Raw genomic sequence first — 21244 nt, forward strand, 5'->3', positions numbered from 1 at the left:
TCCGCCTGTCCGACAGTCGGCCGCCATGCAACGGGCACGGAATCGCGACCGCACCGAACTGCGGCGGGTACCGACCCAGTTGCTACGCTGACCGCCGTTGCCGCTCCATCGCCACACCGTGCTCGCGGGGGGACCAATTGCCGTTTTACCGTGCCCACGGTCTGACGCCGATGTCCTTGATGACCAAGCGGCAGAAGATCGTGCGCGTCACTCTCATCGCCGGGGTGCTGATCCTGGTGATGCTGCTCGTCCTCGCCAGCTGCGGAGGCACCAAGGACGACGACGCCAAGCCCCGCAAGCCGGTGCCGAGTTCGGGTCCCGAGACACAGCTGAACGTGCCCGACGCCTACAACACCCGGCGCGGCTGGGAGATCGAGGACGTGTCACCGCAGTACGCGGTCGCCTCCGCCAACGGTCTCGTCGCGTATCTGGCGCGGGCCGACGACGGCCGGTACCAGCTGCGCACCCAGTACACCGAGACGGGGAAGGCCGGCTGGTCGGGCCAGGCGTGGCGGCCCCTGGCGCCGGTGGACCGCTACCCCAGGCTGCTCTCGGTGACCAAGGGCGACAAGCAGTACTTCGTGACCTGGTCGTACGGGCGCCTCGGCGAGTACGCGCTGGCCTCGGCCGACTCGCTCGTCTCCCTCGACGTGTACGACGCGGCCACCGGTGAACAGCGGCGCGTCGAGGTGCCCTGGACGGACGCGCCGACCGTCACGGGCACCGGCCCCGGCATTCTGATCAGCGACGGCAAGGCCGTCAGCGCGGTCGTCGACCCGTCGACCGGCGAGGTGTCCAGGACGGCGCCGGGCTCGCTCGGCTTCCCGAAGGACTGCCCGGACTGCAAGAAGCTCACCGAGGTACGCGGCGTGACCGCGAACGGCCTGCTGGTGAGCGGCGCGAAGGAGTTCTGGGTACGGGGCGGCTGGTTCAGCCGGAAGGTCGCGCCGAAGGGCACCGAGCCGAAGTCCGGAGTGCCCGCGTCCGTGTCGGCCGGACATGTGCTGGCCAAGTGGCAGAAGAAGAAGGGCGCGAAGGACGCGGCCACGCACGAGATGTGGGCGGTGCACGCCCTGGACACGGGCAAGATGGTGGCGGAGGTGCGGTGCCGTAAGCCCGCGATCAATCCGAGCACCGATCCGCAGCTCGTCTCCTCCCCCGACGGCCGCTATCTCATCGCGGGCAGGCTCGCCTTCGACCTGGACGAGAAGAAGGCGTTCTGTTTCGAGGAGTCGGACGGCACGAGGCCGCTGACGCTGACGTCGGTGACGGACACGGGCGTGGCGTACGGGGCGACCAGCGCCCGTACGGTGACGGACGCCCTGTCCGGCGGCGGCAATCCCGTACAGGTGAGTCTCACCACCGGTGAGCCCGAGCCTCTGCCGCTCAATGTGCGGCTGCCGAGCGGGGACGCGAACGGGGTGGGGCTGTTCCGCTGGACGGACCCCGGCGACCGTCCGCATCTGATCGCCTACTTGCGGCGGGACGAGGACTGAGAGCACAGCGTCAGGAAGCAGACCAGCGCTCCTGCGCCGCACACCACCTGTACGACGGCCATCGGCACCGCCGTCTCCTCGCCCGCGATCCCGACGAGCGGTGAGGCGATGGCGCCGATCAGGAACGACGCCGTACCGATGAGTGCCGAGGCCGACCCGGCGGCGTGCGGGGTCCGCATCAGCGCGAGTGCGTTCGTGTTGGGCATCGCCAGTCCCATGGCCGACATCAGCACGAACAGCCCGGCCGCTACGGGGACGAGGCCGGGCTCGCCGAACACCCCGCTCGTCATCACCAGCAGCGCGGCCCCGGCGAGCGTGATGACGACAAGGCCGAGGCCCAGCACCTTCTCCATGCTGACCCGGCCGACCAGCAGCCGGCCGTTGATCTGTCCGACGGTGATCAGACCGATGGAGTTGACGCCGAAGAGCAGGCTGTACGTCTGCGGCGAAGCGCCGTAGATCTCCTGCACCACGAACGGCGAGGCCGCGACGTAGGCGAACAGGGCCGCGAAGGCGAGCCCGCCCGCCAGCATGTAGCCGGTGAAGACGCGGTCGGCGAGCAGCCCCCGCATCGTGCTGAGCGCTTCGCCGATACCGCCGCTGTGGCGCTTCTCGGGCGGCAGCGTCTCGTGGAGCCACTTCACGACGACGAGGGTCAGCGCGATGCCGACGACGGTGAGGACGACGAAGACGCCGCGCCAGTCGGTGACCTTGAGCACCTGGCCGCCGATCACCGGGGCGATGACCGGCGCGACGCCGGAGATCAGCATCAGGGTGGAGAAGAAGCGGGCCATCTCGACGCCGTCGTAGAGGTCACGCACGACAGCGCGGGCGATCACGATGCCCGCCGCGCCCGCCAGTCCCTGGAGAAGCCGGAAGCCGATGAGCAGTTCGACGGTGGGTGCCAGGGCGCAGATCGCGGTGGCGAAGACGTACACGACCATGCCGAGCAGCAGGGGCTTCCGCCGTCCCCACTTGTCGCTCATCGGCCCCACGACGAGCTGGCCGAGGGCCATGCCCGTCAGACAGGCGGTGAGGGTGAGCTGCGCGGTGGCCGCCGACGAGTCGAGGACGCGGGTGACGGCGGGCAGCGCCGGGAGGTACATGTCCATCGACAGCGGCGGGAGTGCGGTGAGTCCGCCGAGGACGAGGGTGACGATGAGGCCGGCGCGTCGTGCGGCGGGGATGTCGACGCCGGTGTCGCTCCCCGTCGCGGCCGGAGAGCTGGGTATGTGTCCTTCACGTGCGCGTGTGCTCTGGCCGCCGTCCGGCATTCATATCTCCATGTAGTTGAAACCCTCCCTATGCTCTCAGCTCTGGCCGAGTGGTCGGGACCTTTTTTGTGTAAGGGGCATATATGACGGCGGAACAAGACAGAAATGGCGTGGTCGCCGCCGGTGACGGCGCGATCCGGTGGGGCGTTCTCGCCACGGGCGGCATAGCCGGGAGGTTCACCGCGGACGTACGGCGCATGGCGGGCGCCGAGGTCGTCGCGGTGGCCTCGCGGAGCGAGGCGTCGGCGAAGGCGTTCGCCGACCGCTTCGACATCCCCCGGGCGTACGGTGACTGGGCCGGGCTCGTCGCCGATCCGGACGTGGACGTGGTGTACGTCGCGACGCCGCACTCCGCGCACCGTGCCGCGGCGGGGCTCGCCCTCGAAGCGGGAAAGCCGGTGCTGTGCGAGAAGGCGTTCACGCTCAACTCGCGCGAGGCACGGGAGCTGGTGGCGCTCGCGGGTGAGCGGGGTCTCTTCCTGATGGAGGCCATGTGGATGTACTGCAGCCCGGTGATCCGGCGGATGACGGAGCTGATCGCGGACGGCGCGATCGGTGAAGTCCGCACGGTGCGGGCCGACTTCGGGCTCCAGGGTCCCTTCGGTCCTGACCACAGGCTGCGCGATCCCGCGCTCGGCGGCGGCGCGCTGCTGGACCTCGGGGTCTACCCGGTGTCGTTCGCGCAGCTGATTCTGGGCGAGCCCGACCGCGTACAGGCCGACGCGCTTCTCTCGCCCGAGGGGGTGGATCTGAACACGGGGATGCTTCTGGGCTGGGAGTCCGGGGCGACGGCTCTGCTGAGCTGCTCGGTGACGGCCGCGACGGGGACGACCGCGACGGTCACCGGCACGGCGGGCCGGATCGAGCTGCCGAGCGGGTTCTTCGCGCCGGAGACCTTCGTACTCCACCGGGACGGGCGCGAGCCCGAACAGCACTCCGTGGAGAGCGGGTTGACGGGGATGCAGCACGAGGCGGCCGAGGTGATGCGGTGCCTGCGGGCCGGGGAGACGGAGTCGCCGCTGGTGCCGCTGGAGGGCAGTCTGGCGGTGATGCGGACGCTGGACGCGGCACGGGAGCGGGTCGGGGTGCGGTACCCGGTGGACGAGGCGGCCTGAGGGGAACGCGGGCGGACGAGCGGGCGCGGGCGCGGGCGGCGGGGACCCGGGCGGCCGGTGCTCCGGGGTAGGGCACGGAGAGGGCGACGACGGAGCAATCCGGACCTATTGTCCACTTATGGGTTACCTTGTTCGCTGCGACTGGTGGGGAGCTCCGCTCTCTCCGGCGCTCGGCCGCCGGTTCCGTCGGCCGTCGCACCGGCACGCGGCGTGGCGTGCCCGCCGCCATCGGCAGGAGGAAGCCGTGATCCGCAGCGGCCCCGGCTCCGATCTCGGCGGCCTGGATGCACTGATGACAGAGGTGATGCGCGACACCGGCGCGTCGATCGGCCTGCTGTATCTGTTCCCGCCCGGGGACGAGGTGTTGTGGCTGACGCTGGTGTCCGGTGCGTCACCGCGGGTCGCCGCGCCGTGGGCCCGCGCCCCGCTGGGCCTCTCCAGTCCCATCGTGGACGCCGTTCAGCAACGGAATCCGGTGTGGCTGGGCAGTCAGGGCGACATGTCCAGCCGCTACCCGCAGTTGGGCATCGTGGTGCCGTACGACTTCATGCTCGCCGCATGGCCGGTGGCCAGTGGAGGGCGTGTATGGGGCGGGATCGCACTGCTGTGGCCCGTCCGGCACCCGCCCCGGCTCCGTCCGCGTGACAACGAGGCGATGTCCGTCTTCTGCCGGAAGGCCGCGGAAGCGCTGGAGCGCGCCCACGACCGGGGCCAACCGCTGCTGCCCCCGCCGGAACCGTTGCCGCTGCCCGTGGCGCCGGGCCGGACGGATCCCGCCCGCGCCACGGCCGCGCTCCGCTTCACCGAGCGCCTTCCTGTCGGCTGCTGCGAACTCGACCTCGACGGCAAGGTCACCTTCGTCAATCCCGCCGGGGCCGACCTCGTCGGCGTAGCTCCTCCCGACCTCATGGGCAACTACCCCTGGGAAGTGCTGCACTGGCTGAACGGTCCGGTGTGCGAGGACCACTACCGGTACGCGGTGATCACCCGCCGGTCCACCTCGTTCATCGCCGTACGGCCACCGGACACACAGCTTCTCTTCGAGCTGTACCCCGGCGGCAGCGGGATCAGCGTGCACATCACCGCCGACGGCGGTCAGGCGGGCGGGCCACCGGGCGGGCACGAGACCAGCCTGGAGCGCGTGACCTCCCAGAAGGCCGCGGCGGAGGGCGAAGCGATCGGTGCGATGGGGCTCTACCATCTGACGCACATGTCGGCCGTGCTCGCCGAGGCCGTGGGTGTCCAGGACGTGGTCGATCTCGCGGGCGACCAGATCGTGCCCGGCTTCGGCCCGCAGGGCCTGATCATCCTGATCGTCGAGGAAGGCCGGCTGCACGCCATCGGTCAGCGCGGCTACAGCACCGAGTTCATCGACCGCATCGACGGTGCGCCTCTCACCTTCCACAGCCCGGCCACGCGTGCCCTCGCGACCGACGCCCCCAGCTTCTTCCCCACCTTCGACGACTTCCTGCGCGACTACCCCGACGCGCCCCGCTACCAGAACAGAAGTGCCTGGGCGTTCCTGCCGCTGACCGCCTCCGGCCGCCCCATCGGTTCCCTCACCCTCTCCTACGACCAGCCACGCTCCTTTCCCCCGGCCGAACGCGCCATCCTCACCTCACTGGCCGGGCTCATCGCGCAAGCCCTGGACCGCGCCCGTCTCTACGACGCCAAACACGCCCTCGCCCGCGCCCTGCAGACCTCCCTGCTGCCTCGCACACTGCCCCAGGTCGCCGGCCTGGAGGTCGCCGCCCGCTATCTTCCGGCTGACCGGGGCACGGACATCGGCGGCGACTTCTACGACCTCGTCCGCGGCAGGACCACCGTCACGGCGGCGATCGGCGACGTCCAGGGCCACAACACCGCGGCGGCAGCCCTCATGGGGCAGGTCCGAACCGCCGTCCACGCCCACGCGAACGCCGATACGCCTCCGGGGGAGCTCCTCGGCCGCACCAATGTGCTTCTCGCGGACCTCGACCCCGGGCTGTTCACCAGCTGTCTGATCATCCGCCTCGACCTCGCCCACCACCGCGTCCATCTCGCCAGCGCCGGACACCCGCCGGCCCTGCTCCGTCATCCCGGCGGAGCCACCGAGGTTCTCCGGGTGCCACCCGGACTGCTGCTCGGCGTCGAACCCGACGGTGAGTACCCCACCACCGAGATCGCTCTCCCGCCCGGCTCGGTACTCGCCCTCTACACCGACGGCCTCGTGGAGGTCCCGGGCACGGACATCGACGACATCACCGACGACCTGGCACTGCGCCTTGGCCGGGATCAGAGCCCGGACCTCGACCAGCTCGCCGACGCTCTCATCCGCCATGCCGAACAGTCCGCCCCCCGGCTGGACGACATCGCTCTCCTGCTGCTCCGCCGGGAAGCAGGCACGTGACCCTGCCCGCCGGACGGCGGGCAGGGCCGGTGTGCCGTTGCCGATGAGGCGCGAGTGTCAGACGGGCTTGAGGCCCGGGTCGCCCGCCTCGGTCACGAAGGACGCGGCCGTCGAGAGGGGCGCGCCGGGCGTCGTGACGGCGGACACCGTCTTGAAGTCGGCCCGTGCCTGCCGCGTGCCGAGCGTGACGGTCACATAGCCGCGACGCCCGTTGTAGAACTTCATGTGCGGGTTGGCGGCGGTGAGGTTGTCCCAGTTGGCGGGCTTGTCCGCGCCGTCCTTCCCGCTGGCGATGGAGGTGGCGACGACCTCGGTGCCGACGGTGCGGGACGCGGGGTCGTTGAAGTCGGCCTTGAGATCGAAGCCGTATCCGACGTGTACGTCACCCGTGAGCACCATCAGGTTGTCGAGGCCGGCCGCGTCCGCGCCGTCCAGGACACGCTTGCGGGAGGCCGGGTAGCCGTCCCAACCGTCCATCGACAGCTTGAAGTTGGCCCCGGGCACATCGCGGCGCTGGGCGAAGGTGACCTGCTGCGGCAGCAGGTTCCAGGTCGCGTTCGAGCTCTTCCAGCCGTTCAGCAGCCACCGCTCCTGCGTCTCGCCGGTCATCGTGCGCGTCGGGTCCTCGGACTCCGGGCCCGGAACCTGCCAGCCGTCCCCGTACGCCTGGTTGGAGCGGTACTGGCGGGTGTCGAGGATGTCGAACTGGGCGAGGCGCCCGAAGTGCAGCCGGCGGTAGAGCCGCATGTCCGGTCCTTCGGGCTGCTGCGGGGCGCGGAGCGGCTGGTTCTCCCAGTACGCGCGGTAGGCGGCGGCCCTGCGGAGCAGGAACTCCTCCGGCGGTACGTCGTTCTCGGGCGTCTCGTCCGCGTAGTTGTTCTCCGTCTCGTGGTCGTCCCACGTGACGACGAAGGGGTGCGCGGCGTGCGCGGCCATCAGGTCCGGGTCGGACTTGTAGAGGCCGTAGCGCAGCCGGTAGTCCTCCAGCGTGATGGTCTCGCGGTTGTAGTGCGCGGGCAGCCGCCGGTCGGTGTAGTCGCGGGCGCCGCCGACGGCCGAGACGGCGTACTCGTAGAGGTAGTCGCCGAGGTGGATGACGACGTCGAGGTCCTCGGCGGCCAGGTGCTTGTACGCGGTGAAGTAACCGTCGTGGTACGCCTGGCAGGAGACGGCGGCGAGCTTGAGCTCCCCGATGTTCGCGGAGCGCGCGGGGGCGGTACGGGTACGGCCGACCGGGCTGATCCAGGTGCCCGCGCGGAAGCGGTAGAAGTAGAAGCGGTCGGCGTCCAGACCGGGGACCTCGACATGGACGCTGTGGTCGAACTCGGGGTGGGCGGTGGTGGTTCCGCGTCTGACGACGCGGGTGAACCGCTCGTCGTGCGAGACCTCCCAGCGCACCGAGACCCTGGCCCGGGGCAGGCCGCTGTCGGGCTCGTACGGGCTGGGCGCGAGGCGGGTCCAGAGCAGTACGGAGGCGGGCTGCGGGTCGCCCGAGCCGACGCCGAGGGTGAAGGGGTCGCTCTTGATCTTCGAGGCGTCCAGCTCGGCGGCGCTCGCGGTGCCCGCCGTCGGCAGGTTGACGGCGAAGGCGAGTGCCGCGGCGGCGCCGGTGACGGTGAGGAAACGCCGGCGGCCGAGGTGGGCCGCGGCGGCCCTCATCTCGGGCGAGTGCGCGGCGGCGTTGGCGTTGCCGGAGGTACCGGTGCGTGCGGGTGTCATCTGATGTGCCCCTCCCCTGACGGCTGCTGTCAGAGGAAGTGCAGCCGGGCGCGACGTCGGATCGTTGTCGGGTACACAACATCCGGGTGTCCGCCCGATGAGTTCCCCGTGCGCCCGTTATATGCCACCGCCCGGCGCGCCCCGGCCACGGCTCGCCAGGTCCCGTACTCCCGTCGCGCCCCCTCCCGTACGCTGCGGCCCCATGGATGCTGTGCGGAAGATCGCTGTGGTGACGGGAGCGGGTTCGGGCATCGGACGGGGCGTCTCGGTCGCCCTGGCGGGCGCGGGCTGGTCGGTCGTGCTCGCGGGACGGAAGGCCGAACGCCTGGAGGAGACGGCCGCGTTGGCGGCGGAATCGGCGACAGGGACAGCCGGCACGGTGTGCGTGCCGACGGACGTGGCGCGGCCGGAGGACGTGGACGCGCTCTTCGAAACGGTGCGGCGGCGGCACGGCCGGATCGACTTCCTCTTCAACAACGCGGGCACGTTCGGACCCGGCGGCGTACCGCTGGAGGAGCTGCCCTACTCGGCGTGGCGCAAGGTCGTCGACACCAACCTGACGGGCTCGTTCCTGTGCGCGCAGGCGGCGTTCCGGCTGATGAAGGACCAGGACCCGCAGGGCGGGCGGATCATCAACAACGGCTCGATCTCCGCGCACACGCCGCGTCCGCACTCGGTGGCGTACACGGCGACGAAGCACGCCCTCACGGGTCTCACCAAGTCGCTCTCCCTGGACGGCCGTCCGTACAACATCGCGTGCGGCCAGATCGACATCGGCAACGCGGCGACGGACATGACGCAGCGGATGACCCTCGGCGTGCCGCAGGCCAACGGCGAACTGGCCGTGGAGCCGGTGATGGACGCGGCGGACGTGGCGACGACGGTGCTGCACATGGCGGAACTGCCGCTGGAGGCGAACATCCAGTTCGCGACGGTGCTGGCGACGGCGATGCCGTTCATCGGGCGCGGCTGAGGGTCTGTTCACGGCGGGCGGCGCACGGGTTCCCGCCCGGCGGGAATGACACCCCGCCGCCCGTCGTTGGCACGCGCATGAGTGAACCGACACTGACCGGCGAAGTCCTGCGCTACACCGCCTTCTCGGCCGACCCCGCCGGCGGCAATCCCGCCGGCGTCGTACTTGACGCGTCCGGGCTCACGGACGACGCGATGCTCGCCGTCGCCGCCGACCTCGGTTACAGCGAGTCGGCGTTCCTGACGGCACCCGCGCCCGCGCCGGACGGTGCCGGGTCGCCCGGTCGGGCGTTCACCATCAGGTACTTCAGCCCGAAGGCCGAGGTCCCGTTCTGCGGGCACGCCACCGTGGCCACCGCGATCGCGCTGGCCGAGCGGATCGGCCCGGGTGACCTGGTCTTCGAGACGCGCGCCGGGACGGTGCCGGTGACGGTCGCCGCCACGGGGGACGGCGGTCCGCTGCGGGCGACGCTCACCAGCGTCGAGCCGCACGTCGAGGAGGTCACGGACGCCGACCTCGCCGAGGCGCTGGCCGCCCTCGACTGGCCGGCCGGCGACCTCGACCCGGAGCTGCCGCCGCGCATCGCGTACGGCGGTGCCCGCCACCTCGTCGTCGGCGCGGCGACCCGGGCCCGACTGGCCGACCTGGCCTACGACTTCGCCCGCCTCGAAGCCCTGATGCGCCGACTGGACCTGACCACGGTGCAGCTGGTGTGGCGCGAGTCGGCGGACGTCTTCCACGTACGGGACCCGTTCCCGGTGGGCGGCGTGGTGGAGGACCCGGCGACGGGCGCGGCGGCGGCGGCGTTCGGGGCGTACGCGCGCGAACTCGGCCTCGTCCCCGAGGCGTCGACGCTCACCCTCCACCAGGGCGTGGACATGGGCCGGCCGGGTGTCCTGACGGTGGAACTGCGAGCGGGCGACGCGCGCGTACGGGTGTCGGGGACGGGGACGCCGATCCCGGCGGAGTCGGTGTAGTAGGGCGGACCGGCGGGTGCCAACAGCTGGGCGTTCTCCCCCGGTTGGGAGGCGCTCAGCCAGAGATCGGACCGCCGCCGTACGGCTCCGGTCCGGAGCGCGCTCGACGGCTTCCGGGCCCGGATCGGCGCCGGCGCGGGGCGTGCGACGCGCGTACGTCTCACTCCACCGGCTCGCGCTGCTACCCACGCGCCCCATCCCGCCCGCCTATGCTCACGGCATGGAGCAGAGCGAGGTCCTGAAGCGCGTGATCGCCATCCTGACGCAGGCCGGTGACTGGCAGCGTCGACTTGAGGAGGACACCGGTCAGGAGCAGGACATGGACGCCGAGATGGGCGTCGTGACCGAACTGCTCAACGAGACGATGCCCCGCGTCGAGGTCCCGGCGGACGCGACCCCCGAAGAACTCAGCGCCCTGCTCGGCCGCGAGGTCGGCGGCGCGGTGGAACAACTCGTGGGAGCGTTCACCCTCGCCTTCGTAACACTGGCCCGGGTCCACGACGCGGGCGGCCCCGAGGTCTCGTCGGCAGACATCCTCCAGGACCTGGCGCTGCGCGCCGAGGAGCTGTGACCGCCAACTGCGCGTCCCCGACCCGTGATGACGACGACGCCGAAGCGGTCCGGACAGGGGGCTTTCGTCGTTCTCGGAGAAGCCGGTTCCGGTGGCCACCACCGAGGCGGACGGCATCAGCGCCGACATGGTGATCAACGAAATCAGCCAGGGCGATGTACCGGTAGTCCGGTTCGACCCGCCGACATCGGCGAGGACCTCGCAGTCACGGCCGGTGGCAGCCTCCGGGACGGGCTGGGGATACTTCCAGGGCCGCCAGAGTCGGGACACTCACCAGAATCCGTACTAGAATTTGTACAGAATAAAGCCTCTATATGGGTACGGTGACAGCGTGGAGATTCATAAGGTCGTGACCGTCAGCGACGCGCGCGCGACTATCGCGGATCCTGACTGACCTGTCGGAGTCCGGCGCGGATGCCGACCCGGTCCTGATCGGCGCCCACCGCAAGCCCCAAGGCGTCCTCCTGTCCGTCGAGGCGTTCGAGGCGCTTAGCGGCCGAGCGGCACGACGTGCGGCCGTCGCCTCTGCCACCGGCTCCATCGAGGCCGAGGGGCTCCAGGCGTCCCATGCCTCAGACCGCGACACCGAGGCATACGTGCAGGGCGACCTCGACGCGGACACCCTTGTCGCCCGCGCGATCGCCCGCCACCAACAGACTTCGGAGCGGCGAGCAGGGTGAACGATCCGTACACCATGCCCAACGGCGTGCTGCGCAACAATCTCGGCATCACCGACCACCAGCTGCTCGCGGCAGCGGAAGCGGACATCACCAGGGCGCGCCTCGTCATGCTCGCCGAACGCCCTCTGCCCGGCGCGTACGACCTCGGCCATCTCCAAGCGTTCCATGCCACGATCTTCGGTGACATCTATGCATGGGCAGGCGAGTTACGCACCGTGAACATCGCCAAACGCACACCGTCCTGCCCTGCAAACAACCTGGTGCCCTACGCCGGAGAGATCTTCGGCCGCTTCGCCTCCGCCGCCCATCTGCGGGATCTCCCGCGGCAGGAATTCGTCATCCGACTGGCCGACTGTACGGCCACCTGAACGTCTTCCACCCGTTCCGCGAGGGCAACGGCCGCGCCCAGCGGGCGTTTCTGGCCCAACTCAGCGCCGACGCCGGATACGACCTCAACTGGTCTCCCCTAGACCCCCGGCACGACGAGGACGCCTCGGCAAAGAGCTTCCTCGGCGACAACAGCCTGTTGGAGCAGATCCTGGACGGACTCGTCGCCTCCACGGGGTGACGCGGCATCGTCAGGCCGACATGTACGACGCCTGGCGCGTGTCAGGCCACATGGAGGCGTGACGGCCACCTGACCACGCCGGGCCGCCGCCCGCGGCCAGCAGGGTTAACGGGCGAGCCTTCTCTTGCCCCAGACGGCCTCCGTCTGCTCCGTCCCCTCTTTGCGATCCGCTCCTTGTGCTCCAGGCACTGACCTAGGATGACGAGAACCATCTCAGCGGCCCGACGGGCTTCCTGATCCGCCTTTTGCGCGGACAATCGGAGGACATGCCCCCACCCGCACGAGTCTTCTTCGTGCTGCATGGGGGCTTTTTCTTGCTGTTCCGTGAGTCCGCGGCATCCGTGGCCGCTCGCATCCTCGAAGGGTCGCTGGCGCTGCATCTGACCGAGAACTTCCGCCACCAGCACGGCCGGAGGCCCGCAGGGGCAGAGATACGGTCCTGGGAACGCAGCCTCCCGGCACTGGTCAACGCACTCATCGAGGCAGGGCTCGACGAGGTCGAGGTCCTTATCGAGTACAGCCTCCCCCTCACCAGCAAGCGTGCGGACGCCGTACTCGCCGGCGTGCACCCTGTCACGGGCGAGCCCTCGTACGTCGTCGTGGAGCTTAAGCAGTGGAGCGCGGCCTATCCGGAGGAGGACGAGCCACTGCTGTGCCGGATCGACGCTTACGCGCAGCCCGTGCTCAACCCGATCGAGCAGGTACGAGGCTACTGCGAGTACCTGCTGTCCTTCAACGGCGCGCTGGAGCTGATGCCCAGGTCACTGGCCGGTGTGGCATACCTGCACAACGCCACCGAGTTCGGGGCCGCCGGTCTGCGGGCCGTCGCTGAGGACTTGCGAGGCCGGATGTACACCGGCGAACAGCGCGGCGCATTCCTGAACTTTCTGCGCTCACGACTCGCCGCGAAGCCTGGGGCGCAAGCCGCGGACGTATTGCTCGATGCCAAGGTTCGGCCCTCCAAGCAGCTGATGTCCGTCGCAGCGGCCGAGATCCGCGACCGCGAGCAGTTCGTGCTCATCGCCGAGCAGCGGGCCGCCTACGAGCAGGTGATGTCCGCCGTACGCAAGGCCAAGCAGTCGAACCACAAGCAGGTGGTCGTGGTGACCGGTGGTCCCGGCTCCGGCAAGAGCGTGATCGCGATGTCGCTGCTCGGGGAGCTGTACCGGCGCGGGGTGTCCGCGCTGCACGCGACCGGGTCGCAGTCGTTCACCAAGACGATGCGCAGGGTGGCGGGGGCCAAGAAGCGTGAAGTGCAGCAGTTGTTCAAGTACTTCAACAGTTTCATGGACGCGGAGCCAAACGACCTCGACGTACTGATCTGCGACGAGGCCCACCGCCTCCGGAAGACCTCCGCCAACCGCTACACCAAGGCCGAATTCCGCACCGGCCGCCCCCAGGTGGCGGAACTGATCGACGCGGCTCGAGTGCCTGTGTTTCTCCTTGACCAGCACCAGGTGGTTCGCCCCGGCGAGATGGGAACCAAGGACGAGATCAAGCGGGCTGCCACCGAACAGGGCCTCGACTGCACAGTGGTGGAGCTGGACAGCCAGTTTCGGTGCGGCGGCAGTGACGCGTACGAGAAGTGGGTCGTCGACCTCCTCGGCCTGGAAGGCGCCACGCCCGGCCAGTGGGAGCCGGACGGCAAGTTCGAGCTGCTGACCGCCGAAAGTCCCAAGGAGCTGGAGGACTTCCTCGTCGCACGCCGCGAAGAGGGCTATGGTGCCCGGATGTCCGCCGGCTACTGCTGGAAGTGGACCACCAAGGTCACTCCGGAGATGGCGACACTGCCCACCGACGTCGTCATCGGCGAGTGGGCCCGCCCATGGAACGTGTACGGCGACCGGTCCCGGCTGGGGGCACCGCCTGCTCCCCTCTGGGCCACCGACCCGGCAGGCTTCGGCCAGATCGGCTGCGTCTACACCGCTCAGGGCTTCGAGTACGACTGGGCCGGCGTGATCATCGGCCCCGATCTGGTGTGGCGAACGGACCACTGGTTCGCGGACCGGTCCGCCTCGAAGGACCCGTCCTTCACGAAGGCGACCTCGGACGCGGACATCGGCCGCCTCATCCGCAACACCTACAAGGTGCTGCTGACCCGGGGCATGATTGGCGCGATCGTCTACTCGACGGACCCGGAGACCCGGGAGAAACTTCGGGAGCTCACGCAGCCGACGTCCGAGGTTGAGGCGCCCGTGCTCGTGTAGTGCCCTGCGTAGGGGCGATGTATGAGCAGCCGTGGCACTGTCCCGCTCACAGCCCACGGTCCTCGTATCCGAGCCCGCGCCCGCAGGAACGGGCGTCGACCGGCGTCTTGAGGTTCGTCTCCGCGAAGGTGCTCATGGGTTTCCCCCGTCCCTGAGGCTTCGCGCATCGCCGATCACTTCCCTCTTGGAGCGGCCTTCCGCGGCCGCCAAGAGGCGAGGTCATGAGCGCTGAGCCCAAGAGCGGCGCGCAGGTCGTCGAGTTCGCGTTGGTAGGTCTCGGCGCGATCGAGGTCCGCCCCCAACCCTGTCGAGTCCCTCCACTGGCGTACCCAGGGGATCAGTTCCTGAATTTCGGCAAGCAGGGGAGCGATCCGGTGGACGCCCAGGTGAGGCTGCTGCCGTAGTGCGCCGACCAGATCCAGTAGCACGAGAACACGGTCCGCATCGCTCCAGCCGGACCAGCCGATCAGCAGACTGTCTTCCTCAGGATCGGCGCCAGGATAGGAGACAAAGCGTTCCCGTGGAATGTCCAGGCTGCCCCGAAGCGACCAGTACGAGGTGCGCTGGAAGTCGACGGCCGTGAACTTCGGCGGGACGGGGATGCCCAGTGCCTCACCCATCAAGTCCTCGTTGCGCTGTAGTTGCCACACCTGCTCCCACTGAGCTCGCTTACGCAGTCCCGATTCCCTGTACGTCAGCGCGGATGCGTAGGGCACGTGTTCGTCGGCCACGACCGCCGCCACCACGTCATGAAGGGGCGCGTCCCGCTTCCCGAGGTGGTCGGTCGCATAGAGCGCGGCCACGGAACGGAATGCGGCGTCGCTGCCCAGATCCCGTGCGAGTTGGTCAATCGTCCGAGGACGAGGGTACTTGGCTCCGTTCCTTTGCTCGAACCAGAGTCGTGCGTCCTCGCAGCGGTCGAGCAACCAGGTACGCAGCGCTTGTCTCTCGCGTCGATCCCATGGCTCCAGCAACCATCGCCGCTTGTATTCCGGGCGCTCGATGACGGCGATGGCGCCTTGGGACTCGATGGCGTCGATTCTGGCCTGCACAACCTTCTTGTAGGCAGCCGGCCAGTGCTGCGGGATTTCGGTGATCGGTGTTGCCCGATGTCTCACGAACCACGAGTCCGAAGCCTCACCTGCGGCGACCCTGCGTGCCAGCACGATTTCGAAGGCTCGCTCGCCCAGCAAAAGCGAGGGCGGCGGCGCATTGAGGGTGGTGATCAAGCGTGCCTGCTCATCGCTGGAGAGCAGGCCGTAGGCGCCGTAGACCTCCCAGTCCAGTTCCTCCTGAAGAGCGACCATCTGATGGTGTGATTCTTCGCGGGTTGCCCTGACCGCATCCAGAGCCTTTCGGGTGGGCGGATGTTCCTGTGAACAGACAGTGCTCGGCTCTTGGGCGTCAAGGCGCTCGGCCAGGGTGTGCAGTTTCCGCGCTCGGACGAGTGGAGTTCCCGTCGGCAGCGGAAGCCGCAGGAGAGACTTCGCAGCGAAACGGTGGGTCCGTGCCCATTCCTCACCTGGCGAGGATGTGCCCAGTCCGTCGAACCCAGTGGTGGAACCGGTCTGCTTGAGCCAGAAACAGACCGTCGACGAGTTGAGTACTCCCAGCAGAGCGATGCTCTCGTGCTCGCCTGCGTCCGGGGACAGCCGCAGCACGGGTGCGGTCCTGTTGTACGCCCTGGTGTCGGATGCGACGGCGAAGTGATTGTGCGTGGCCATCGCCGCGAACGTGATCACCAGTCCCTGGTTGGATCCCGGAGACCAGCGTCTCCAGGTCCACCACGGCCCGGTGCGGAGTGGTTCCCGCGCTCCGGGAGCCACCCGGAGGACGGCTCGCATCGTCCAGAGGTGGCGCCCCCATGAGGCGCGAAGGTCGATAAGGCGCGGTGAGTCGTCCTGGTGGTAGGGAGCCAACATTACCGTCGACACTTGCGCACGCCAGTCTCGTACGGTCTCCCCGGTGACCATGCCGAGGCCGAGTCCGGCAGAGTCGGGATGCCGGGCGAACCAGGGCCGACCAAGGGCAAAGACCTCTCGCTGACCTGGATCCGCAGCAAATCGAACCGAGTCTGCGAGCGCGTCTGCCAACCGTCGGGGTGCCCGCGCGAGTACGTCCATGACGTCCGCGGCTCCACCGCCCGCCAACGTCCATGGGAAGCGGGAGAAGCGCTCTCGTGGTTCATCCTGGACGCTCACCCATTGCGAGGTGCTGGTGGGCTGGTCGATCTGGTTGAGAATCGCCTTCCACACGATCCCCTCTGCAGGATCTGTCGGCATCGCCGGCTCACCACGCACACCGAGGACCGACCGCACCCGGGTATCGCGCATGGTCGGGTCGTTCCGGCCGACCAGGATCAGCGTCGGGGTCCCGTGGCCCGGTACGTAAGCGCCAGAGGTGTCGATGACGTGAGTCAGTGCGACGCGTGGAAGGAACTCCTCGATCAGCTTCTCGCCGAATTCACGCGTGGCGAAGGAACTGGACGTGTACTGACCGACGTAACCAGCGGAGGTTCCGCCAGATTTCCCGACTGCCAACTGGAACATGCGCTCGGCGAAGAGGACCGAGAGCGGGGACATCCCGGAACCCATTTCATAGGCCTCCCGGTATGCCACGCTTTTCGCCTTGTCGCGCGCAGAAATGAAGGGAGGTTCCGAAATAACGGCATGATAAGAATTCCGACCCAGAAGATCACACGACTCGGAAAATTCATCGACGTCTTCCACTGTCCTCGCACTCCCGCTCCCCCCGTGGAGCAACAGCGACGATCTTCCCGAAGCACCCCGCCCGTCCAGCAGTGCGTCGCCCACCGCCACATTGATCACGTGCTCCGGCAGCTCACTCAGCACCCTGCAGCCGCTCGCTCGCGCAGCAGCCATCAGCAGCCTGAACCGGGTGATGGTCACGGCAAACGGGTTGACGTCGCAGCCATGGACGGAGTCCAGGGTCCGGTGGATGAGTTCATGATCGGGGGTTGCGGGTTCCGCCGCTCGCCAGGCATCCAGAAGCCGCTCGAAGAGCCCAAGCGCAAACGTCCCCGATCCACAGGCCGGGTCGATCCCGCGAAATCCCCGGGGTCCGAATTCCGCGATGGCCGGATCGACGGTCAGGTTCAGGACGAAGTCCACGATGAAATTCGGTGTTCGGACCAGCGCATAGGCTTTTCGTGACGTCTCGCTGATTTCCTGATACAGGTCGCCAAGGAATTCGGTGTCGAGTTCCGTGTGAGTGAGATCGTATCGAAGGGAGCCGTCATTGCCTCGCCGCCACCTCCAGAACTCAATCAGTTCGGCCGCGGCCTGCGGAGAGGGTGCCAGATCCCACACGGGATTGTGCGCCCTGTCAAAGATGCGGGCCATCGCCACGTGCGCCCGCGCCAGATAGGTGAACGCCTCCGCCAGCCAGTCCTGGTCGTTGGTTCCAGGGTGCCCAGCCAAGTAGGCGTCCTGCTGTTCCTGAGCCTCCACCAGCCGCTGTCCCGGCCCTGCGATGAAGACCCGGTCGATGAGTCCGTTGTCCTCGCAGAAGCGCACAAACACCGTGCCAAGGGCCCATGCCACCGCCGTCTGGGTGATGCGCTCGTCCCGCCAGGCACCGTACGTGGCAGCCGTACGACCCGTTGCCCGCGCATCCTCGTACATGCCCCGGAGGCGGTCTCGATACCGGTCGATGTCGTCGCTGCGCTCGCGGAGGTCCATCTCCAGCGCCCGAACCTGCTTGCGCATGCCCACGACAAGCGCGGCCCTGTCCAGCGAGGACGTCTCCGAATCAGCTCCGTCAGTCGGAGGCACAGCGGCAACCTCTCCTCCGTACGTCGTTGACGTCCACGATCCACTGTCTCGTCGGATACATCCTGCCAGCTCTCCGGCCGACACCCCGGTTCCGTCGCGGTTCACAGCCGGACGCGCGCGGCCCGTCTAGGTCTGACGCTCTATCATTCCTGTGCGCACCGGCGGCCCTGGACGCAGCCGGTTACCACGCATTGCACGGGCGCGCCAGGGTTGGACCGACGGGGGGCACATGCTGACACGTCTCGAAGTCAGTGGATTCAAGAACCTTCTGGATCTCAGGGTCGAGTTCGGCCCCTTCACCTGTATTGCGGGAGAGAACGGCACGGGAAAGTCGAATGTCTTCGACGCGATCCAGTTCCTGAGCCTGCTCACCGACCACTCCATGATCGAGGCCGCCCAAGCCGTCCGCGGGACCCATGGCACGCTGCACGGTGACGCGCGCGACCTGTTCTGGAACGGCTATGCGGACGGCGAGTACCTGATGAAGTTCGCCGCGGAGATGATCGTCCCAGGCGAAGCCGAGGACGACTTCGGCAGGCTGGCCGAGCCGACGTCCACGTTCCTCCGTTATGAGGTCCACCTCGGATACCAACCACCGCAGGGCGGTGAGCGTGGCGGCAGGCTGACACTGCGGTACGAGGATCTCAGCCGGATCAGACCAAGTGAGGCTCTGTCACATCTGCGTTTCCCGCACCGCGCCGCGGACTTCCGCAACGCCGTGGTCCGCGGTCGCCGCTCGAACTCCCCCTACATCTCCACGTCCCTTGAAACGGGCGACGCCGTCGTCAGCATTCATGCCGACGGCAGCCGCCGAGGCCAGCCCCGTCCCGCACCCGCGAGCCGTGCGCCGCAGACCATGCTCTCCACGGTCAACCGCAACGACGACCCGACCATCTTGACCGCCAGGCGGGAAATGCAGTCCTGGCGACGGCTTGCCCTCGAACCCTCCGCACTGCGCACCTCTGACCGCTATACGGACCCCAGCGAGATGCAGCCCGACGGCCTGCATCTGCCACGGAGCCTGGACCGGATCGCGCGAAGGAAGTCGCCGGACGATCCCGCGCGGATCTACTCGCGAGTCGCGGGGCGTCTGTCGGACCTCTCGGGACTGCACGTCAGGACACTGCACGTGGAGGCCGACGACACCCGTGAGCTACTGACGATCAAGCTCCACGAGATCGACGGCATGGTGTTGCCGGCCCGCAGCCTGTCGGAGGGGACGCTGCGTTTCCTCGCCCTGTGCGTCCTGCTGGAGGACCCGCAGGTGCACGGTCTGCTCTGCATGGAAGAGCCGGAGAACGGTATCCATCCGGCCAACCTCTCCGCGATGGTGGACCTGGTACGCGATCTGGCCGTGGATCCCTCCCTGCCTGTGGACCAGGACAACCCCTTCCGGCAGGTTCTGATCAACACGCACTCACCGGGCGTCGTACAGCTCGTCGATCCGGCTGACCTGCTGATCGCCGACACCACCACCGTCCCGGGGGTCGATGGCAAGGCCGCGCGCGGTCTACGGCTGCGTCCCCTGGCCGATACCTGGCGCGCCGGTGGCACAGGAAAGGGCTACGGCACCAAGGCCGACATCCTCGCGTATCTCACAGTGCCGCCCGAGGCCCGCCTGACTCTGGAGGAGAGCGCGTCGTGACCATTCGTGCCCTCTACCTGTGTGAGGGATCCAGTGACACGGGCCTGCGCTTCCACATCGAGGGGATCGCAGGGGACCTGGGCAGGCAGATCCTGGTGACGGTCCCCGACCTGAACCGCCTGCCGAACAAACCTGGTCCCGGTGTCGAAGGCAAACTGCGAGCCGCCCAGCAGCTCAGCGACAGCGGGCACGCATACGACCTCGTCGTCATCCACCGTGACTCGGATCGCGAACCCCCGGACCACCGCCGCAGCGAAATCGCGGAAGCGGTGGCTGCGGTGAGCCCCGGCCTGGCGCATGTCCCGGCGATCCCCGTTCGGATGCTGGAGGCATGGCTGCTGCTCGACCAGTCAGCGATCCGCGAAGTGGCAGGCAACCCCAACGGCAGGATGGCACTCGACCTCCCGAAACCGGCAAAGGCGGAATCGGCGAGGGACCCCAAGGCCCTGCTCAAACAGGCGATCGCCACGGCGAGCGGGGAAAAGGGGCGCGGACTGCAGAAGCTCCAGGCCCGCTTCTCGGCGAACCGCGCGCGGCTCCTGCAGATGCTGGATCGCGAAGGGCCGGTCAGGCAGCTCGCGTCCTGGAGGTCGTTCACGGACGATCTGCGCAAGGCACTGGGCAGTTGTTGACCACTGCCGCCCTCAAGGACGAACAGCGTCCCCGGCTGCCAGGCAGCGGACAACGTACGTCATGTGCTGGACGTTGCCGACCTGGTTCCATGTCCCGGCGTTGCCCGTGCCCTTGGAACCAGTTGTCCGGGCGCACTGCTGATACCAGAGGTCGCCTTTGCTCGCCCCCTCGCCTCGGAAGTCCGCCAGTTCGGTGATCCAGCGGGCCGCCTCCCGGGTGACACCGGTTTCGCCCCGTTTCTCGGCCCAGAACCGGGCTAGCGGGAAAGAGCGTTCCGTCGTGTACCGAAGCAGCCCGAACCTCGACCGGTCGCTGTCGTCCGCCGCCCTGCCGAGGTTGCGGGCGGGCTGCGTGCCGTAGTCGCCGTACCGAACGAACTCCGCGTACAACCGCCCACTTGCGCGTATCTCGTGCCACGTGTCCCAGTCGGCGCGGTCGGCCTCGCCCCGCTCTCGGTCGAGCAGCCCATCGACGTCGTCCGGGAAGCCACCGGCGAGCGTGGCAACAGTGCGCCAGGAGGCCAAGGGCACCAGCGCGTCGAGTGCCCGCAGCGCTTCCTTTCCCGCGTCGGGACGGCTGGGGAGCACCGTCTGAAGGTCGAGAAGGAGGTCCACCCGTACCTCGGGACCCGTCCGGGCGAGCAGGACCGCGGTGCGGTCGGCGAGTTCGTCGTTCCAGGTGCCGGGCAGCCGTACGCGTATGCCGAGTCCGTTGCCGCCGTCGCGGGCACTGGCCGTGGCCGCCGCCTGGTGGGCTGCGGGGAAGTCCGGGTCGGTGACCGGCCGGAGCGCTGTGTGGGACCAGTACGAAGGGAGCAGATCCGCGTATGCGGGCTCGCTGAGGTCCGCGTGCGGGGCGTCCAGCCAAGCCGGGGTGTATTTCTGTACGGCCGCGACCCGCCGGAGTTCCTTGTCCACCGACAGCCGTAGTTCGTCGGTGTCCTCGGCGGTCATGACCGGCAACGTCCACAGGGGCGCCGCCCGGTCACGGATCGGCGAGGAGAGATCCTTGACCGCAGCCACAGCGTGCGTACGTATGGGCAGGACGGGAACGTACAGCGGTCCGGACATGGTGGCCCCCTCCACATTGCCCCGCGGCAGTCTGGGACCAGGGTGAGCTGGGGTGATGCGTACCGAAAGGGCGCAATTCCGGTCACAGGGCCGGAATGCGCAGGCCAAGGCCCCTGGGACCAGGCAGCTTCTG

16 protein-coding genes are annotated in these 21244 nt (G+C 68.7%); 12 read left to right on the forward strand and 4 right to left on the reverse strand.

All coding sequences use genetic code 11. The features are described 5' to 3' along the window. Positions 1–179: 179 nt before the first annotated feature. Entirely contained in the window at positions 180–1496 is a 1317-nt protein-coding gene (locus ACFWV8_RS03005) for a hypothetical protein (protein WP_384197422.1), read from the forward strand. Here ACFWV8_RS03005 and ACFWV8_RS03010 read toward each other — a convergent pair. Beyond that, positions 1472–2770 carry a multidrug effflux MFS transporter gene (locus tag ACFWV8_RS03010; RefSeq protein WP_384197424.1) on the reverse strand — a complete coding sequence of 433 codons (1299 nt, stop codon included), beginning with the start codon at positions 2768–2770 and terminating at the stop codon, positions 1472–1474. The two genes, ACFWV8_RS03005 and ACFWV8_RS03010, sit on opposite strands and share 25 nt — an antisense overlap. 83 nt (positions 2771–2853) lie before the next feature. Here ACFWV8_RS03010 and ACFWV8_RS03015 point away from each other — a divergent pair, with 83 nt between their 5' ends. Beyond that, positions 2854–3885 carry a Gfo/Idh/MocA family protein gene (locus ACFWV8_RS03015; RefSeq protein ID WP_384197426.1) on the forward strand — a complete coding sequence of 344 codons (1032 nt, stop codon included), beginning with the start codon at positions 2854–2856 and terminating at the stop codon, positions 3883–3885. Between the two features lie 244 nt (positions 3886–4129). Then, positions 4130–6274, forward strand: a complete 2145-nt coding sequence (locus tag ACFWV8_RS03020; protein ID WP_384197428.1) for a SpoIIE family protein phosphatase — start codon at positions 4130–4132, stop codon at positions 6272–6274. Positions 6275–6331: 57 nt separating this feature from the next. Here ACFWV8_RS03020 and ACFWV8_RS03025 read toward each other — a convergent pair whose 3' ends face one another. Continuing rightward, positions 6332–7993 carry an alkaline phosphatase D family protein gene (locus ACFWV8_RS03025; protein WP_384197430.1) on the reverse strand — a complete coding sequence of 554 codons (1662 nt, stop codon included), beginning with the start codon at positions 7991–7993 and terminating at the stop codon, positions 6332–6334. A 202-nt stretch (positions 7994–8195) separates the two neighbouring features. Between ACFWV8_RS03025 and ACFWV8_RS03030 the strand changes: the two genes are divergently transcribed. The 7 genes from ACFWV8_RS03030 (at position 8196) to ACFWV8_RS03060 (ending at position 13969) form a co-directional block, all read left to right on the forward strand. Then, on the forward strand, positions 8196–8966 hold the full coding sequence (locus ACFWV8_RS03030; RefSeq protein WP_384197432.1) for an SDR family oxidoreductase: 771 nt from the start codon (positions 8196–8198) through the stop codon (positions 8964–8966). A 77-nt stretch (positions 8967–9043) separates the two neighbouring features. After that, positions 9044–9943, forward strand: coding sequence for a PhzF family phenazine biosynthesis protein (locus ACFWV8_RS03035; RefSeq protein ID WP_384197434.1), 900 nt, complete (start codon positions 9044–9046; stop codon positions 9941–9943). Between the two features lie 220 nt (positions 9944–10163). Next, positions 10164–10514, forward strand: coding sequence for a hypothetical protein (locus ACFWV8_RS03040; RefSeq protein WP_329388450.1), 351 nt, complete (start codon positions 10164–10166; stop codon positions 10512–10514). 91 nt (positions 10515–10605) lie between these two features. Next, entirely contained in the window at positions 10606–10803 is a 198-nt protein-coding gene (locus tag ACFWV8_RS03045; RefSeq protein WP_384197436.1) for a hypothetical protein, read from the forward strand. 250 nt (positions 10804–11053) lie between these two features. Next, positions 11054–11194 (forward strand): hypothetical protein, encoded by a 141-nt coding sequence (locus tag ACFWV8_RS03050; protein WP_384197509.1) that lies wholly within the window; start codon positions 11054–11056, stop codon positions 11192–11194. After that, on the forward strand, positions 11191–11562 hold the full coding sequence (locus ACFWV8_RS03055; protein WP_384197438.1) for a Fic/DOC family protein: 372 nt from the start codon (positions 11191–11193) through the stop codon (positions 11560–11562). Before ACFWV8_RS03050 ends, ACFWV8_RS03055 begins: the two co-directional genes overlap by 4 nt. Before the next feature lie 466 nt (positions 11563–12028). Beyond that, on the forward strand, positions 12029–13969 hold the full coding sequence (locus tag ACFWV8_RS03060; RefSeq protein WP_384197440.1) for a DNA/RNA helicase domain-containing protein: 1941 nt from the start codon (positions 12029–12031) through the stop codon (positions 13967–13969). A gap of 173 nt (positions 13970–14142) precedes the next feature. On the opposite strand, the gene pglX is transcribed toward ACFWV8_RS03060, so the two are convergent. Continuing rightward, the gene (pglX, locus tag ACFWV8_RS03065) at positions 14143–17697 is read right to left on the reverse strand and encodes a BREX-2 system adenine-specific DNA-methyltransferase PglX (RefSeq protein ID WP_384197442.1); all 3555 of its coding nucleotides are present in this window, start codon (positions 17695–17697) and stop codon (positions 14143–14145) included. A gap of 295 nt (positions 17698–17992) precedes the next feature. On the opposite strand from pglX, the gene ACFWV8_RS03070 reads away from it, so the two are divergent. Both ACFWV8_RS03070 and ACFWV8_RS03075 read left to right on the forward strand, forming a co-directional pair. Continuing rightward, a complete protein-coding gene (locus ACFWV8_RS03070; RefSeq protein ID WP_384197443.1) occupies positions 17993–19408 on the forward strand; it encodes an AAA family ATPase in 1416 nt (471 codons plus the stop codon). Continuing rightward, positions 19405–20040: a hypothetical protein gene (locus tag ACFWV8_RS03075; protein WP_384197445.1), complete on the forward strand. Its 636-nt coding sequence runs from the start codon at positions 19405–19407 to the stop codon at positions 20038–20040. The genes ACFWV8_RS03070 and ACFWV8_RS03075 overlap by 4 nt, the downstream gene beginning before the upstream one ends. Positions 20041–20052: 12 nt before the next feature. On the opposite strand, the gene ACFWV8_RS03080 is transcribed toward ACFWV8_RS03075, so the two are convergent. Next, positions 20053–21111 (reverse strand): hypothetical protein, encoded by a 1059-nt coding sequence (locus tag ACFWV8_RS03080; RefSeq protein WP_384197447.1) that lies wholly within the window; start codon positions 21109–21111, stop codon positions 20053–20055. Between the last annotated feature and the right edge of the window lie 133 nt (positions 21112–21244).

It is taken from the genome of Streptomyces sp. NPDC058665, assembly GCF_042714995.1.
Lineage (GTDB): Bacteria > Actinomycetota > Actinomycetes > Streptomycetales > Streptomycetaceae > Streptomyces.